Raw genomic sequence first — 14,171 nt, forward strand, 5'->3', positions numbered from 1 at the left:
ACCAAGCTCATCGCTGAGCGGTAGCCGGAACAGTGCTCGCCGGTGTCAGCTGGTCATGCCGCCGGCGAACGGCATCGCCTGCCAGTGGGCGACGGCAGGCTTCAGGTACTCCTCCAACACGGGCAGTTGCGGCACGAGCGTGAGGGTGGCGATGACCCGCAGCATCCCCACGGCGTTCACGAACTTCATGACTTCGTCGTTCAACGGCCGCAGGCCGTTGCGCTGCGCGCCGCGGTTGTAGGCGGCTTCGAGGTCGGGGCCGAGCGCGGCCAGGTCCCACTCGACGGGGCCCAGCGTGACCAGTTCGAAGTCGGCGAAGAGGTGCCCGGCCACCCCGGCGAAGATGTTCGCGGGCGGGGAGTCGCCGTGGATGGGCTGGAGGTCGACCCCGGGGAACGCCCCTTCGAACGCGGCGCGCGAGCTGACCAGCGGTTCCAGGACCTGCCACTCCCGGCTTGCGCGATCGAGCTCGGCCGGACCGATGAGGTCGGGGCGCTTTTCCAGCAGGGCAAGGCTTTCCGCGACGAACTGCGGTTCGGCCGAGGACAGGAACGACAGCGGGCCCGGGTATGCGCGCAGCGCGGCGTGCAGGTCGGCGGCGAGCTCGGAGTTCGCCACGTAGTCAGGTTCCCCGTCCTGGGCCTCCTCGACGAACTGCCAGAACGTCATCGAGAACCCGTCGCGCTGAACGGGTTCCCGGGGCACGAGGGGGCTGGGCGGGATCACGGGCGTTCCCTGATCTGCGAGCCACCGCGTCACATCCAGTTCCGCCTGCTGGCGGCGCACCAGGGAGTCGAGCCCGGTGTTGTGCGGCAGCACGGTGGGAATCCGGGCCACGACCGGTGCGGGCGCGAGGTGGACGACGACGGAGAACAGGTCGTGGAGCACCCGGGCATCGGTCACGGTGAGCCCCAGGTCGCGTCCCGCCCCGACGGCCGCGTCGACTGCGGCGGAGGTGCGGTGGGCGATCTGCTGCGGCGACGCGAACTCGGTCATGGGCCCGATTGTTCCATTTCGCACGGCCGCCAGGTGACGGTGGTTCCGCGGGCGGGAACCGGGCTGCCGCACGAAGGTGTCCACCACGTACCTGACCGGCACGCTCCTGCTGGCGGTGGTGGCCGGTGCCGCGGCGGGCGGGATCCTGCTGCTCGCGTTGCCGCTGCTACCGCTGGCGGCCCTGGCGGTCGTCATCGGCGTCGCGGCGCTCCACCACCGTGCGGTCCGGCGATCCGGCCGCGCGGAGGAGTGATCCGCTGGTGTCCACAGTGGCCAGTTGATCGGATCGTCCGGTCGGGTGCAGGCCGTGGCAATTTCGCCGTCCGGTTGCGACGCGGGTTACCGCGGCCGGTCGGCGCGCCATTCCGGGTCGGTCGCTGGAACCTCGTCGCCCGGCGCGGCTTCACGGTGCCAGAACCACTCGACGACACCTCGCGCACGCCGCACACCGACCGCGGTCGTCCGGTTCCGGCCGTCGACACCTGCCGTCGTGAGGGCTTCCTCCAGATGGATCTCGGTGAGCGACAACGCGCTCAGCCCGGCCGTGGCACCCGGAGTCCGGTCCAATTCGTCCAGGTACCGGGTCAGCAGGTGGCCGGGCAGGCTCAGCCGAGGCCGGAACGGCAGCGGGGTGCCGCCGTGTGCGGTCACGCGGTAGTTTCCGGGGCCGCCGGCTTCGACCGCGAATCCCCGCTCCCGGAGGGAGCGCACCAACGCCGTTTCGGGGTCGGGACGATCAGTGGTCACCGGACAACCCTATCGCCGCCGGCACCGATGGCCATGCGATTGCACAGGACGTAGGTCATCCGGGGCACCAAGCTGCGGCCGTCCAGCCCTTCGGCTGCTGTGCAATAGCAGTGGCGGCAGACGTCCTCTGCGAGTACACCGCGGGAGATTAGCCCGGGCCTCCAAGCCGCCTGCCGTGTGAGGAGGTGGTGCGCGCCCGGCAGAATCCGGGGCATGACGACGGAACGCCTTTTGGAGCAGCAGGAACTCATCAACGGCGAGGCTCGCCGGGTGGCCGCCGAGCTCGACCTGATGGCCGTTCTCAGCGCGGTCGGTGAGCCGGTGCAGGTCGGCAGCTCGGCCCTGGGGGTCATGGTGCGGCGGGATCTCGACGTCACCGTCGTCTGCCGGGAACTGGACCGGGACGTCCACCTGGCCGTCGCGCGCATCGGCGCGGAACTCGCGGTGCTGGAACGGGTCCGGGAGGTCCGGTTCCGCGACGACACCGGGATGTGGAACACCGACCCCCGCTACCCGGACGGCCTGTACCTGGGCGTTTCCTACCGGGCCCTGGACGGCGCGGACTGGACGCTGGACATCTGGTTCGTCGATCGTCCCGACCGGCAACCGGACCTCGAACACCTGCGAACCCTCGCGCCCAGGCTCGACGACGACCACCGGGCCCTGGTGCTGGCCATCAAGGAAGAACTCGCGAGGAGACCGGCCGACGGCGTCGCCAGCTACGAGGTGTACCGGGCCGTGCTGGACCACGGCGTGACCACTGCGGAGGAATTCGACACCTGGCGAGATGACCAGCGATGACACCGGCGTCGGGGTGGACGGGCCGCCCACCCCCTGCCGCTTCGCCGAACGTCAAGCGGTTCGCGAGGCCGCGGCCACGCCGGTCGTCGCGGCGGTGGTGAGGTCCTTGACGACCACACCGTCCTTGACGACGAGTTCGATGGCATCCGGGTCGGCGAGGGCGGCGATGTCGGTCAGCGGGTCGACCGACACGGCCACGAGGTCGGCGATCTTGCCGACCTCCAGCGTGCCCAGTTCGCCGGCGAGCCCCAGCAGCCGCGCCGCGTTGGCGGTGCCGGCGACGATGGCGTCCGACGGGGACATGCCCAGGTCCACCAGGTGTGCCAGTTCGAGCAGGTTGCGCGCGTGCGGGCAGACGCCGGCATCGGTGCCGAGCGCGACCTGGACCCCGGCCTGGATGGCCCTGGCGAGGTTCTCGCGGGCGATCTCCGACCACCGCACCTTCTTCTCGTACAGGTACGGCGGCACGAGCGCCGGATCCGGTACCCGCAGGGCAGCGCTGAGCGTCGGAACCAGGAAGGTGCCCTTGTCGAGCATCAGTTCAATGCCCTCGTCGTCGATCTCGTAGCCGTGCTCGACGCTGTCGACGCCGCCGCGGATCGCCGCCAGGATGCCTGCAGTGCCCTGCGCGTGCGCGGCGATCTGGCGGGGTCGCGAATGGCGTTCGAGCTCGGCGCGGATCAGCGCGATCTGGTGCTCGGTGATCCCGAGGTCGTCCGGCTGGTCCGTCGGGCTCGACACCCCGCCGGTGGTGCAGACCTTGATGATGTCGGCGCCGGAGCGGATCAGGGTGCGCACCGTGGTGAGCACTTCCTCGTCGGTATCGGCGACGCAGAGGCTCGGAACGTTCACCAGCGGCATCACCTTGCCGTTGGGCAGGGTCAGGTCGGCGTGGCCGCCGGTCGGCGAGATCACCTGGACCGCGATCCGGGCCCGGGGGGCCGGTGATCAGCCCGTCGTCGAGGGCGCGCTGCATCCCGTGGTCGAGCCCGCCGAGATCGCGGATCGTGGTGATGCCCGCGTCCAGCGTCTGGCGCAGCCGCCGGGCGGTCTTGAGCGTCGCGTAGCTCCCGGCGTCGGACACCACGTTCCGCGCGTTCTCCTCGACCGCGATGGTGGCGTGCACGTGGGTGTCGAAGAAGCCGGGCAGCACGGTGCGGCCACCCCCGTCGACCGTCCGGACCGGCGTGACCTCGGCGTGCTCGCGCCGGGGACCGACGTAGGTCAACCGTCCGTCCGCCGCAACGACCTCGCCGTCCTCTACGGGGGAGCCGCCGGTGCCGTCGATGATCCGTACGTTGGTCAACCGGATCGTTCCGCCGTGACTCATGGTTCCTCGCTCTCGCTCGATTTCCTCGGCAGGCGCCGGAATCGCGGGCATCCCCGTCGATTCCGGCGCCTGCCACGTGGCTGCCTTCCGGTCACTCCTGGGCGAACGCCTCCTTCGCCTGCCGCAGCAGGTCAGGCTCGGTCAGCAGCTGGATGGTGGTGGTGGCCAGCAGCGTCGCTCCGTCCAAGGCGACCTGGTCGCCCGCCGCGGCACCGGCCGCCTCGGCGGCTTCGTGGGTGTGCATGGTGACGCCGGGGACGAGCTCTAGGAGCGGGTGCGCCGACGGCACCACCTGGCTGACGTTGCCCATGTCGGTGGAGCCCCCGGCGCGGTTCGGCAGCTCCGCACCGGGTTCCCGGCCCATCGCGACGAGCGTGCCGGTGATGAGTTCGGCGAGCACGGCGTTGCTGCGCATGGCGGCGTAGGCAGGCGCGGACCGGCGGATCTCGACGTCCGTTCCGGTGGCCAGCGCGGCTCCGCGCGCGCAGTCGTGGACCGCGGGGACGAGCCGATCGGTGAGGTAGCGGGTGTCGGGGGAGCGGACGAAGGCCCTGATCGCCGTGCGCTCCGGGATGATGTTGGGCGCCTGCCCGCCGTCGGTGATGATCGCGTGGACGCGGGATTCCGGGCGGATCTGCTGGCGCAGCAGGCCGATGGCGTTGAGCGCGAGGGTGGCGGCGTCCAGGGCGTTGCGCCCCTCGTGCGGGGTGTCGGCGGCGTGCGCGGGGACACCGGTGAACACGAATTCCACGGCCTCGCGCGCCAACGAGGGCATGTGGACGCGGTTCGCGCCGGTCGGGTGGACCATCATGGCGGCGTCCACTTCGGACAGCACGCCCGCCTCGATCAGGTAGGCCTTGCCGCCACCGCCTTCCTCGCCGGGGCTGCCGACCGCGAGGATCCGCGCGGCGGTGCCCGGGTGGTCGGCCAGCCAGCGCTTCGCGGCGATCGCGGCGCCGAGCCCGGCCGCGGCGATCGTGTTGTGCCCGCAGCCGTGCCCCAAGCCTTCCAGCGCGTCGTACTCCAGGAAGATCGCGACCGTCGGCAGGTGGCCTTCGTGGTCGCCGGCGTTGGTGAACTCGGCGACGAACGCGGTGTCGAGGTCCGCGACCCGCTCCCGGACGTCGAACCCGTGCGCGCTCAGCGAGTCGCGGAGCAGCTTCGCGGCGTGGTGCTCGGTGAAGCGGATCTCGGGCCGGTCGTGGATCCGGTGGCTGACGTCGAGGATCTCCGGTCGCAGCGCCTCGACCAGGCCGGTGACGGTGTCCAGCAGGGCGGTGCCGGAATCGTGGGTGGACAGGACTTCCTCCTAGATGGGTGGGGGGTGGGTGGTCAGCGTCCGATGTGGAACGTCTCGCCCGGCCCGATCGGGATGCCGAGCGCGGGCCACACGACGAAGAACAGCAGCCAGCTGGCGTAGAACGCGGCGGTGTAGGGCAGCATGAGCGAGAACAGCGTGCCCAAGCGCGCTTTCTTGTCGTAGCGCTGGATGAAGCCGAGCAGGATGGCGATGTACGGGCTCAGCGGCACCATCATGTTGGTCGAGGAGTCCGCGATGCGGTAGGCGGCCTGGACGTAGGCCGGATTAACGCCCTGGAGCATGAACATCGGCACGAACGTCGGCGCCTCCAGCGACCACAGCGCCGATCCGCTGGCGATGACCAGGCTCAACGCGGCGGTGAGCAGGCTGAATCCGACCAGCCCCAGGATGCCGCCGATGCCGAGGGACTTCAGCAGCGCGGCACCGTGGACCGCCAGCAGCAGGCCGAGGTTGGACCAGGTGAACCAGGCGATCGCCTGGGCCGCGACGAAGATCAGCACGAGGAAGCCGGAGAGTTCCTTGATCGACTTGCTCATCAGCGCGGGGATGTCGGAGGTGCTGGTGATCGTGCGGGCGGTGACGCCGTAGGCGATGGCGGTGCTGACGAAGAACATCAGCAGGATCGGCACGATCCCCTCCAGCAGCGGGGACTTGAGCAGGCCGCCGGTTTCCGGATTGCGGAGCGGGGAACCGGGCACGGCGGTGACGATCGCGACCGCGAGCAGGTACAGCACGGCGGTGATGCCGGCGTTGCGCAGGGCCTTGCCGTTCAGGGCGGGCTCCGCGGCCGGGCTTTCGGCGTCGTCGTCCGGATCGGGGGTGTAGGTGCCCAGCCTGGGCTCGATGATCTTCTCCGTGACGATCGTGCCGACGACCGCGAGCATGACCGCCGATGCGGGCATGAAGAAGTAGTTCGCCAGCGGCGACACGGTGGTTCCGGGTGCGACGATCCCGGCGGCCGCGGTGGTGATGCCGGACAGCAGCACGTCCGTGCTGGTGATCACGAAGTTCGCCGTGAACGCCGCGCCGGTGGCGGCGAAGCCGGCGGCGAGCCCGGCCAGCGGATGCCGGCCCATCTTGAGGAAGACCATCGCCGCGAGCGGCGGAACGATGAGCGCCGAGGCGTCCGAGGCCAGGTGGCTGATGATGCCCACCAGCATCACCGTGAGCGTCACGTAGCGGGGCTTCACCCCGGCGAGCGCCCGGCGCAGGACCGCCTCGATGAGCCCGACCTGCTGGGCGAGGCCGATGCCGAGCATGAGCACCACGACCAGCGGCAGCGGCGGGAACTCCACGAAGTTCTTCAGCGCGCTGGTCACCACGTACGTCAGCCCCTCGCCGGAGAGGATGCTGTGGATCATGACCTGCTTGCCGGTCCCCGGGTGCACCACCGACGCCCCGAGCCAGCCGGCCACGGCCGACACCGCGGCGATCAAGATCGACAGGTACACGAACAGCATGAACGGGTGGGGCAACGCGTTGCCGACCCGCTCCACGACGTTCAACGTCGCAGCCAGAGCCCTGCTGCCGGCTCCTGGCGTCGTTCTCACCTTGGTCCTCGCCACTGAGTCCCCTAGTACGTCCGGGTGGTCTTTGGTGCGCACATCCTGGGTACTGTTTTCGGCCGACCGGGCTAAGCTGCGGGAAAGTGGTTCTCAGGAAGATCGAATGCGCGAACTTGCCAATCTCGACGAACTGGATCTGGATCTGATCAGCGCCCTGCAGATCGCCCCGCGCGCTCCGTGGGCGCTGGTCGGCGAGGTGCTGCAGGTCGACGCGGCGACCGCGGCCCGGCGCTGGGAGCGCCTGAGCGAGGCCGGGGCGGTCTGGCTGACCTGCTATCCCGGCCCGTACTACCCGGAGCCGGTCTGCATGGCCTTCATCGAGGTCGACTGCGCCCAGGGGCAGGTGCTGGCGGTGGCCGAGCAGGCCTCGCGGCTACCGGCCGTGGTCACCGCGGAGCACGTCACCGGCGGCCGCGACCTGTACTTCACGGTGATGGTCGGCGATCTCGGCGAGCTGACCGAGTTCCTGCTCGGCGACCTGCAGCGGATCCCGGGCGCGCAGACCACCCGGGTGCAGGTCGTCACGGAGCTGTACGCCCAGGGCGGTGACTGGAACCTCGGCGGGCTCGATGCCGCTCAGCAGGAGCGGATCAGGCGCTCGCGGCCCGGCGGCAAGGGCTTCTCGATCCAGGCGCTCCGGCCGGTCGACCGAAACCTGCTGCGGTTGCTGGCGAATGCGCCGCGCGCGTCGTACACGGATCTCGCCAAGGGGGCGGGGATCAGCGTCAGCACGGCGCGCCGCCGCGTCGACGCGTTGCTGGCGTCCGGGATGGTCGGCATGCGCTGCGAGGTGTCCCGGGTGCTCGCCGAGGTCCCGATGTCGGCCACGGTCTGGGCGAACGTGCCGCCCGCCGACCTGCCCGGCGCGGCCGCGCTGATCGCTTCGTTGCCCGAAACGAGGGTGTGCGCCGGGATCACCGGCGGCATGGCGAACCTCTTGTTCAGCGTGTGGCTGCGCAGGCCGAAGGAGCTCCAGCTCATCGAGCGCCGGCTCGGCGACCTGTTCCCGCAGGTGAGCATCGTGGACCGGGCACTCTGCCTGCGCCACGTGAAGCGCGCGGGGCGCCTGCTGCACGACGGCGACCTCGCCGGCGACATGGTCCCGCTGGCCATGTGGAACGACTGATCACGCCCGCCATCACCCGGGTGCGCCTTGCCCTCGTCCGGTGGCCGCCCGCCCGCGCCACCCCGCAGATCCGTCCGGGCGCCGGCCTAGTTGGGTGCCGGTAAGAAACGTGTCATGAGCCCCAAACGGCGTTGATCTTGCTGTGACTTGGCAGAATGGCTCCGCCCGGCTGATCCCGAAGGCGCCGGTGCCTGACGCTAGATGGCGATTTCGCGCGAAATCGCCGCCCGGCGTTAGCGAGGTTTCGGGAGGTGTGCCGTGGCCAGCCAGCCGCGGCCGGCGTCGGCGCGGGCGGGATCGAACGCGGGTGGAATCGGGCGTTCGCAGGCGGCCGCGGCCTCGGCGATGCCCGTCACGGTGGGCTGCCAGCCGCGGCGGGTTAGCCAGGCATCAAGGTTCTCGGTGGGGCCGCCGCGCCACAGGTCGACGAGTTCGGCGGCGATGTCCGCGCGGGCGCTGCGGAGCAGCTCGGAGTCCTCCATGTGATCCAGGGCGAGCACGCTTGCTGGGGCGGAGAGGGCGGTGATCCGGTCGAGGAGCAGGTCGGCGGCTTCGGGCGGCAGCGCGTACAGGATGCCCTCGGCCAGCCAGGCGGCCTGCCGCTCCGGGTCGAAGCCGGACTCCGTCAGCGCGCGCGGCCAGTCCTGGCGCAGGTCGGTGGCGACCTCGACGCGGTGACACGCGGCGGTCGCGCCGCGGCCGTCGAGCACGGCTGCCTTGAATGCGAGCACGTCGGCGAAGTCCAGCTCGAAGACCTTGGTGCCGGGCGGCCAGGCGAGCCTGAACGCGCGGGCATCCATGCCGCACGCCAGCAGGACCACCTGCTCGCATCCTCCCTCGGCGGCATCCAGTAGCGCGCGATCGAGGGACTGGGTGCGGATGGCAACCTGCTCGGCCATGATCTGCAGGAATCGTGCGGTCGCCGGAGAAGGCCCGGCGGCCCAAGGGCTGATGGCCGGATCGACGGCCTGGAGGAAGTGCCGCGCGTAGGGATCGTCGAACAGCCGGTCCGGTCGGCTGCTCTCCTGGGCGCGCAGGAGAGCTACGCCCAAGGCGGTCGCGCCGATTCCGGCCAGGCTTTTGGGGGCGGTCGGTTCTTGTGTCACGGGGTTGTCCAACTCCTCTTCTCGGCAGGCGGTGTCACGGGCGGGCGCCCAGGGCGCGGAAGTAGTCGCTCACGGGTGCGAAGTCGACGTTGTCGCCGCGGAAGCCGACGTACTTGTCCGGGCGGATCAGGTACAGGCTGGGGCGGCGAACGCCGTAGCGGTTGTGCGCCTCGCTGCGCAGGTCGGCGAAGACTCCGTCCTCGGGGTCGTGCGGCAGGTGGCCGCGGGTGATGACATGGACCTCGCCGTGCCCGGTCATCGCCTCGTGTGCGGAGGCCTGCCAGGCGGCCAGGGTGGCGGAGTCCGTCGCGTCCGCCGCGAACAGGACGAGGTGGTGGCCCGGCGTCCGGAGGATGTGCCGGAGCGCCACCGGCCCCTCACGGTTCTCGACGTAGACGTCCCGTACCAGCTCGCCGGCTTCCGGTCCGGTACAGGCGACGTCACTCCACGCTCTGGCCTGCGATTCGTGCCAGCGTTCGGAGACGAGGTCACTGTCGCGGTAGTGGACGAGGTGTTCGCCGAAGGCGTTCGACAGCCGTTGCTGCACGGGGTTGAGCCGGCCGAACAGGCGCAGCGCGTGCCGCCTGGCTCTGCGGGCGACCAGCGTGCTGCCGGTGGCGACCTTCGTGGTGGCCGAGGTCGCCTCGACCACGGCCTTGACCACGGGCCACCGTTCGGCCTCGTAGCTGTCCAGGAGGGACTCCTCGGCGAGCCCGGCGACGACGAGCGCGAGTTTCCAGCCCAGGTTGTAGGCGTCCTGCATGCCCGTGTTCATGCCCTGACCGCCCACCGGGCTGTGGCTGTGCGCGGCGTCGCCGGCTAGGAGGACCCGGCCCTGGCGAAGCCGGTCGGCCAGGCTCTCGCGGGCCACGAACGACGAACTCCACTGCAGATCGCGTACGCGAGAGTCCAGGGGCGTGCGTTCGGCGACGTAGGCGGCGAAGTCGTCCAGCCCTGGAGTCTGTGGCGGCTGGTCGTCCGGCGTGCTGGCCAGGATGCGCCAGTAGCCCCCGATCATGGGGAAGACGGCCACGAGGCCGGACTTGCCGAAGTAGACATGGAAGCGGTCCCGCGTGAGCGGCCAGTCCGCAGCGACGTCGCCCAGGATGAACCCCCGCTTCAGGTCGGCTCTCTCCCGGGTGATTCCCGCCGTCTCTCGCACGGTGCTGTGGGCGCCGTCGGCGCCGATCAGCCAGCGGGTCTCGCACCGTTCGCCGCGACCGTCCCCGTGTCCGAGTTCCACGCTGACGCTGTGCTCGCCGGCCTGCTGCCCGACCAGGCGGGTGCCCCATTCGATGGTGACTCCGAGTTCTTCGACGCGCTCGCGCAGCAGCGTGACCGTCTGCCACTGCGGGATGCACAGGTCCAGCGGGAACGGGGAGTCCACGGCCGTCACGTCCATCTCGGCCAGGGCCGTTGTGCCCTGGTAGAAGTTCAGCGTGTGCAGCGGGACACCTCGTTCGATGGCGGCTTGAGCCAGCCCGAGATCGTCCAGCATCTCCAGCGATCTCGCCACGATCGACACCGCTCGACTCTCCCGGTGGTCCGCGCGCCCGGCGTCGATGATCCGTGGGATCACTCCCCGCCGTGCCAGGTCGATGGCCAGCACCAGGCCGGTCGGCCCCGCGCCGACGATGAGAACGTCCGCTTTCGTAGTCACGAACCCACCTCTTAGAACGAATGATCGTTCTTTTTAGAAGAGCATGCTCCTCCGATCGTCGTCAAGAGTGCATGTTCATCTCTATCGGGCGGCTTGCGCGGGCGCCGACATCAGGGTTCGCATGCCGTTCCTGAAGGCCGCCGAATCCGCGTGGCCGTATACCGCGCGGCGCACCAGAAACCCGTCGACCAGAGCCATCAGGACGTCGGCCACGTGCTCGGCAGGGGCGTCGGCGGGAAGCAGTCCGCGCTGCTGATGCCGCGCCACGAGGCCACCGACCACGCCGCGGGCCTCCGTCATGACCTCCTTCAGTTGCGTGCGCAGCGACGGCGATCGCAGCGCCTCCGACCAGACCTGGACCAGCAGCTGGGCCGACTCCTGCGATCCGGACAGCGGCGGGCGCTCGACCTCCAGCACGAGATCGACGATGTTGTCCAGATCCGGCGGCCGCGCGCCGTCGTCCGCCTCGAATGCCGACGCGACCTCGGCGAGAGCCTCGGCGGCGGTCGCCGCGATGATGTCGTCCTTGCTCTTGAAATAGCGGTACACGGCCCCCGCCGACAAGTCGGCCTCGGTCAGCACGTCCTGCATGGACGTGGCATGGAAGCCGTTGCGGATGAAGCAGTGCCGGGCGGCGTCCAGGATCTGGCGGCGGCGGGCTTCGAGGTGCTCCTTGGGCATGCGTGCCATGGCGTCACAACATAGAACGAACATTCGTACTTGACAACTTCGCCGCCTCTATTTTAAAAAAAGAACGTTCGTTCGCTGTCGTGAAAGGTCGTGCCATGTCGTTCGCCGCCAACGCACTGAGCACTCTGGTCGCTCTCGTCTTCCTGCTCGCCGGCGCCCAGAAGGTCCTGTTGCGGGATCCAGTGACGGCCAACCTGCTCAGGCTCGGCGTCGGCTCGACGATGACCCGATCGATCGGCGCCCTGGAGATCTCTGGCGCGCTCGGGCTCGCGACCGGCCGCTGGCTCAAACCGCTCGCCATCACGGCCGCGGCCGGTCTCACGCTGCTGTTGATCGGCGCAGTGGGATTCCACCTCCGCGCCCGCGACTTCGCGCACCGGCGTCACCGCTCCCACGCCGTGGCGCCCGTGGTGCTGGCCGTGGTCACCGGAACAACCATGGCCTTGTTGCTCGCGACTTCCTGAATGAAGAGCGCGGTGACAGCACCGCTTCATCGCTCGGGGTCGCATGGAACTACCCGCCGCCGAATCCGCCGACGGCGAGCCCGGTCCCTGCCGCGACGCCATCGTCGGCAAGCCGGCGCGCATCCGCCGCGCGCAGCAGGACGGCCTCCTCGATGCGGCCTGGGACCCGATCGACATCATGGTCCTGGTCTTCCAGATCGCCCTCACCTGGAGCGACCAGGCAGAACTCGCCGCCCTCGTCCCCGCACCGCCGCCGACCCCGCCCCGGCCGCCTGTGGGAACGCTCGCAGGAGCTGCTGGACTGAACGCACAGTTCAGCCCAGGGCACGTCGGGGTGGCTGGAGCTATTCGGGCCAGTTAAGGCGAAGGAGCTGGGCGGCCAGGCGGGGTGAAGCCGCAGCCCCGACAGCTCGCTAACGCCACTGGCCGGTCGGTTGCTGCTCGCTTTCCCTTGGGTGTCCCACATTGGCCGCCTGCGGCGCGACCAACTCGGTGAGGACCGCGACGAACGGCGATCATCTCGTTTGGGGCTCATGACACGTTTCTCACCGTCGCCCCTAGTTGCACCCTCGCTTTTCCTAAGTATATTAGGTTTAAACCTAGGGAGGTTAGGAAACCTGATGCCGCGTGAGAGGATCACTCCGGACGCCCTGGTGTCCGCCGCCGCCGATCTCGCCGACGAGATCGGCTTCGAGAATCTGACGCTGGCGGCGCTCGCGAAGCGCTTCGGCGTCCGCGACGCCAGCCTCTACACCCACATCCGGGGCCTCGCCGACCTGCAGGAGCGCGTGGCGCTGCTCGCGCTCACCGAATGGGCCGACGCGCTGGGCTCGGCCGTGGCGGGACGCTCCCGTTACGACGCCCTGATCGCCTTCGCCGACGCGTACCGGGCCATGGCGACCGGGCATCCGGGCCGCTACGCGGCCACCCGGTACCCGGTGTCGTCCGAGGGGCTCGCCGCATCGGCGGGCGTGGCTCGCATCGTCGAGGTCTGCTACGCGCTGCTGCGCGGCTACGACCTCGCCGAACCCGACGCCACCGACGCGGTCCGGTTGCTGCGCAGCACCTTGCACGGCTTCAGCGACCTGGAGGCCACCGGCGGTTTCACCGCCGACCACAGTCTCGACATCTCATGGCGGCGGGCGGTCGACACGCTCCACCACACCCTGACCAACTGGCCGAAGATCTAGAAACCCGAAACAGGAGAAACCCATCCGCACCGGAACGCTCAACCTCGACGGCACTCCCATCGACTACCGCGAATGCGGCGACGGCTCCCCGCTGCTGCTCCTGCCCGGCGGCGCCGGCCACGCCGGCGTCCTCGACGGGATCGCCGCGCACCTGGCCGACCACTACCGCGTCGTCGCCATGTCCAGCCGCTTGGCCTCGGCGCGGCCGGGCACCGAGCACGGCGACCAGCACCCGAAGGTCTACGTCGAGGACACCCTCGGCCTGATCGAGGCGCTCTTCGACGAGCCGCCGACCGTGTTCGCCTTCAGCGCCAGCGCCATTACCACCCTCGACCTGCTGACCCGCCATCCCGACCGCCTCCGCCTCGCGGTCGTCCACGAGCCCCCGGTGCTCGGCCTGCTGCCGGACGCCGCACGCTACCGGGACGCGCTCGAAGCGGTCCGGACGGCCGCGCGCACCCAGGGGATGGACGAAGCGGGCCGGCTCATGACCGAGACCATGACGGCCCCGGAACCCGGCACGGACTCACCGGACCTGCGCCACCCCGGCGACTGGTTCGACGGCTACGCCGAGACCGTCCCCGAACCGCCCACCCCGGAAATGCTGGAGCTGTTCTCCCGGCTCGGCGAGCTCCAACCGCTGTTCCTGGAGCACGTCCTGATCCCGTTCACCACCGCCGAGGTCGATCTGTCCGCGCTCGGCGGGGTGGGCCCGCGACTGGTCCCCGTCGCCGGCATCGACTCCCGGGGCCAGCTGCCCTACCGGGCCGCCGCGGCCCTCGCCGCCGGGCTCGGACTCCCGCTGAACGAGTTCCCCGGAGGCCATCTCGGGCCCATCGAACGCCCCGCGCAGTTCGCCGGCGCGCTCAGGGCACTCCTCGAAGGACGCTGACGCGAGGGCGGTCTAGCTGCCGGGTGCGGCGGCGATCTGCTGGGTCGGGCTGTCCGGGGCGGTCAGGCTCGCGCTGACCGTTCGCTGCAGGTTCCGGTGCGCGTTGTTGAGCTCGTGGCGCAGGCCCAGGATCTGCTTGGTCAGCGCATCGCCTTCGGCCAGCGTGCTCGTTTCGACCGCCCGCAACAGCACTCCGAGGTGGCCGTGGAGGCGTTGGTGCACGTCGGAGAACGTGACGAACTGCTGCTGCACTTCCAGCGGCGGGGACGTTCGCGCCACCGCC

16 protein-coding genes and 1 pseudogene are annotated in these 14,171 nt (G+C 70.3%); 7 read left to right on the forward strand and 10 right to left on the reverse strand.

What is annotated here, in order from left to right:
- Positions 1-45 precede the first annotated feature (45 nt).
- Complete coding sequence (locus E1288_RS04930; protein WP_132481437.1) at positions 46-996, reverse strand: phosphotransferase; 951 nt, start codon at positions 994-996, stop codon at positions 46-48.
- Between the two features lie 76 nt (positions 997-1,072).
- Between E1288_RS04930 and E1288_RS46730 the strand changes: the two genes are divergently transcribed.
- Positions 1,073-1,249: a hypothetical protein gene (locus E1288_RS46730; RefSeq protein ID WP_165967986.1), complete on the forward strand. Its 177-nt coding sequence runs from the start codon at positions 1,073-1,075 to the stop codon at positions 1,247-1,249.
- An 86-nt stretch (positions 1,250-1,335) separates the two neighbouring features.
- Here E1288_RS46730 and E1288_RS04935 read toward each other — a convergent pair whose 3' ends face one another.
- Positions 1,336-1,743: a hypothetical protein gene (locus E1288_RS04935; protein ID WP_132481440.1), complete on the reverse strand. Its 408-nt coding sequence runs from the start codon at positions 1,741-1,743 to the stop codon at positions 1,336-1,338.
- 213 nt (positions 1,744-1,956) lie between these two features.
- Between E1288_RS04935 and E1288_RS04940 the strand changes: the two genes are divergently transcribed.
- Positions 1,957-2,544, forward strand: a complete 588-nt coding sequence (locus tag E1288_RS04940) for a hypothetical protein (RefSeq protein ID WP_132481443.1) — start codon at positions 1,957-1,959, stop codon at positions 2,542-2,544.
- Positions 2,545-2,595: 51 nt separating this feature from the next.
- On the opposite strand, the gene E1288_RS04945 is transcribed toward E1288_RS04940, so the two are convergent.
- The 4 genes and pseudogenes from E1288_RS04945 to E1288_RS04955 form a co-directional block, all read right to left on the reverse strand.
- The gene (locus E1288_RS04945) at positions 2,596-3,405 is read right to left on the reverse strand and encodes an amidohydrolase family protein (protein WP_408012978.1); all 810 of its coding nucleotides are present in this window, start codon (positions 3,403-3,405) and stop codon (positions 2,596-2,598) included.
- Positions 3,406-3,454: 49 nt separating this feature from the next.
- Positions 3,455-3,925, reverse strand: a pseudogene (locus E1288_RS50295) (amidohydrolase family protein); the annotation flags it as partial.
- 40 nt (positions 3,926-3,965) lie between these two features.
- Entirely contained in the window at positions 3,966-5,174 is a 1,209-nt protein-coding gene (locus E1288_RS04950; protein WP_132481446.1) for an amidohydrolase, read from the reverse strand.
- Between the two features lie 32 nt (positions 5,175-5,206).
- Positions 5,207-6,745 (reverse strand): AbgT family transporter, encoded by a 1,539-nt coding sequence (locus E1288_RS04955; protein ID WP_207954177.1) that lies wholly within the window; start codon positions 6,743-6,745, stop codon positions 5,207-5,209.
- 118 nt (positions 6,746-6,863) lie between these two features.
- On the opposite strand from E1288_RS04955, the gene E1288_RS04960 reads away from it, so the two are divergent.
- Positions 6,864-7,886, forward strand: coding sequence for an Lrp/AsnC family transcriptional regulator (locus E1288_RS04960; RefSeq protein WP_165967987.1), 1,023 nt, complete (start codon positions 6,864-6,866; stop codon positions 7,884-7,886).
- A gap of 233 nt (positions 7,887-8,119) precedes the next feature.
- Here E1288_RS04960 and E1288_RS04965 read toward each other — a convergent pair whose 3' ends face one another.
- From E1288_RS04965 to E1288_RS04975, 3 genes are all read right to left on the reverse strand, one after another.
- Positions 8,120-8,992: an SAM-dependent methyltransferase gene (locus E1288_RS04965; protein ID WP_207954178.1), complete on the reverse strand. Its 873-nt coding sequence runs from the start codon at positions 8,990-8,992 to the stop codon at positions 8,120-8,122.
- A gap of 34 nt (positions 8,993-9,026) precedes the next feature.
- Positions 9,027-10,652, reverse strand: a complete 1,626-nt coding sequence (locus E1288_RS04970) for an FAD-dependent monooxygenase (protein WP_132481452.1) — start codon at positions 10,650-10,652, stop codon at positions 9,027-9,029.
- 81 nt (positions 10,653-10,733) lie between these two features.
- Positions 10,734-11,342: a TetR/AcrR family transcriptional regulator gene (locus E1288_RS04975; RefSeq protein WP_132481455.1), complete on the reverse strand. Its 609-nt coding sequence runs from the start codon at positions 11,340-11,342 to the stop codon at positions 10,734-10,736.
- A 95-nt stretch (positions 11,343-11,437) separates the two neighbouring features.
- On the opposite strand from E1288_RS04975, the gene E1288_RS04980 reads away from it, so the two are divergent.
- The 4 genes from E1288_RS04980 (at position 11,438) to E1288_RS04995 (ending at position 13,888) form a co-directional block, all read left to right on the forward strand.
- A complete protein-coding gene (locus tag E1288_RS04980) occupies positions 11,438-11,806 on the forward strand; it encodes a DoxX family protein (RefSeq protein WP_132481458.1) in 369 nt (122 codons plus the stop codon).
- Positions 11,807-11,849: 43 nt separating this feature from the next.
- Positions 11,850-12,167 (forward strand): hypothetical protein, encoded by a 318-nt coding sequence (locus E1288_RS04985; RefSeq protein WP_132481461.1) that lies wholly within the window; start codon positions 11,850-11,852, stop codon positions 12,165-12,167.
- Between the two features lie 259 nt (positions 12,168-12,426).
- Entirely contained in the window at positions 12,427-12,996 is a 570-nt protein-coding gene (locus E1288_RS04990) for a TetR/AcrR family transcriptional regulator (RefSeq protein WP_132481464.1), read from the forward strand.
- Positions 12,997-13,174: 178 nt separating this feature from the next.
- On the forward strand, positions 13,175-13,888 hold the full coding sequence (locus E1288_RS04995; RefSeq protein ID WP_235883342.1) for an alpha/beta hydrolase: 714 nt from the start codon (positions 13,175-13,177) through the stop codon (positions 13,886-13,888).
- Positions 13,889-13,900: 12 nt separating this feature from the next.
- Here the strand turns inward: E1288_RS04995 and E1288_RS48590 are convergent, their stop codons facing one another.
- Positions 13,901-14,167, reverse strand: a complete 267-nt coding sequence (locus E1288_RS48590) for a hypothetical protein (protein ID WP_235883343.1) — start codon at positions 14,165-14,167, stop codon at positions 13,901-13,903.
- Positions 14,168-14,171 lie beyond the last annotated feature (4 nt).

Origin of the sequence: Saccharopolyspora elongata, from assembly GCF_004348985.1 — a bacterium.
Taxonomy (GTDB): Bacteria; Actinomycetota; Actinomycetes; order Mycobacteriales; family Pseudonocardiaceae; genus Saccharopolyspora; species Saccharopolyspora elongata.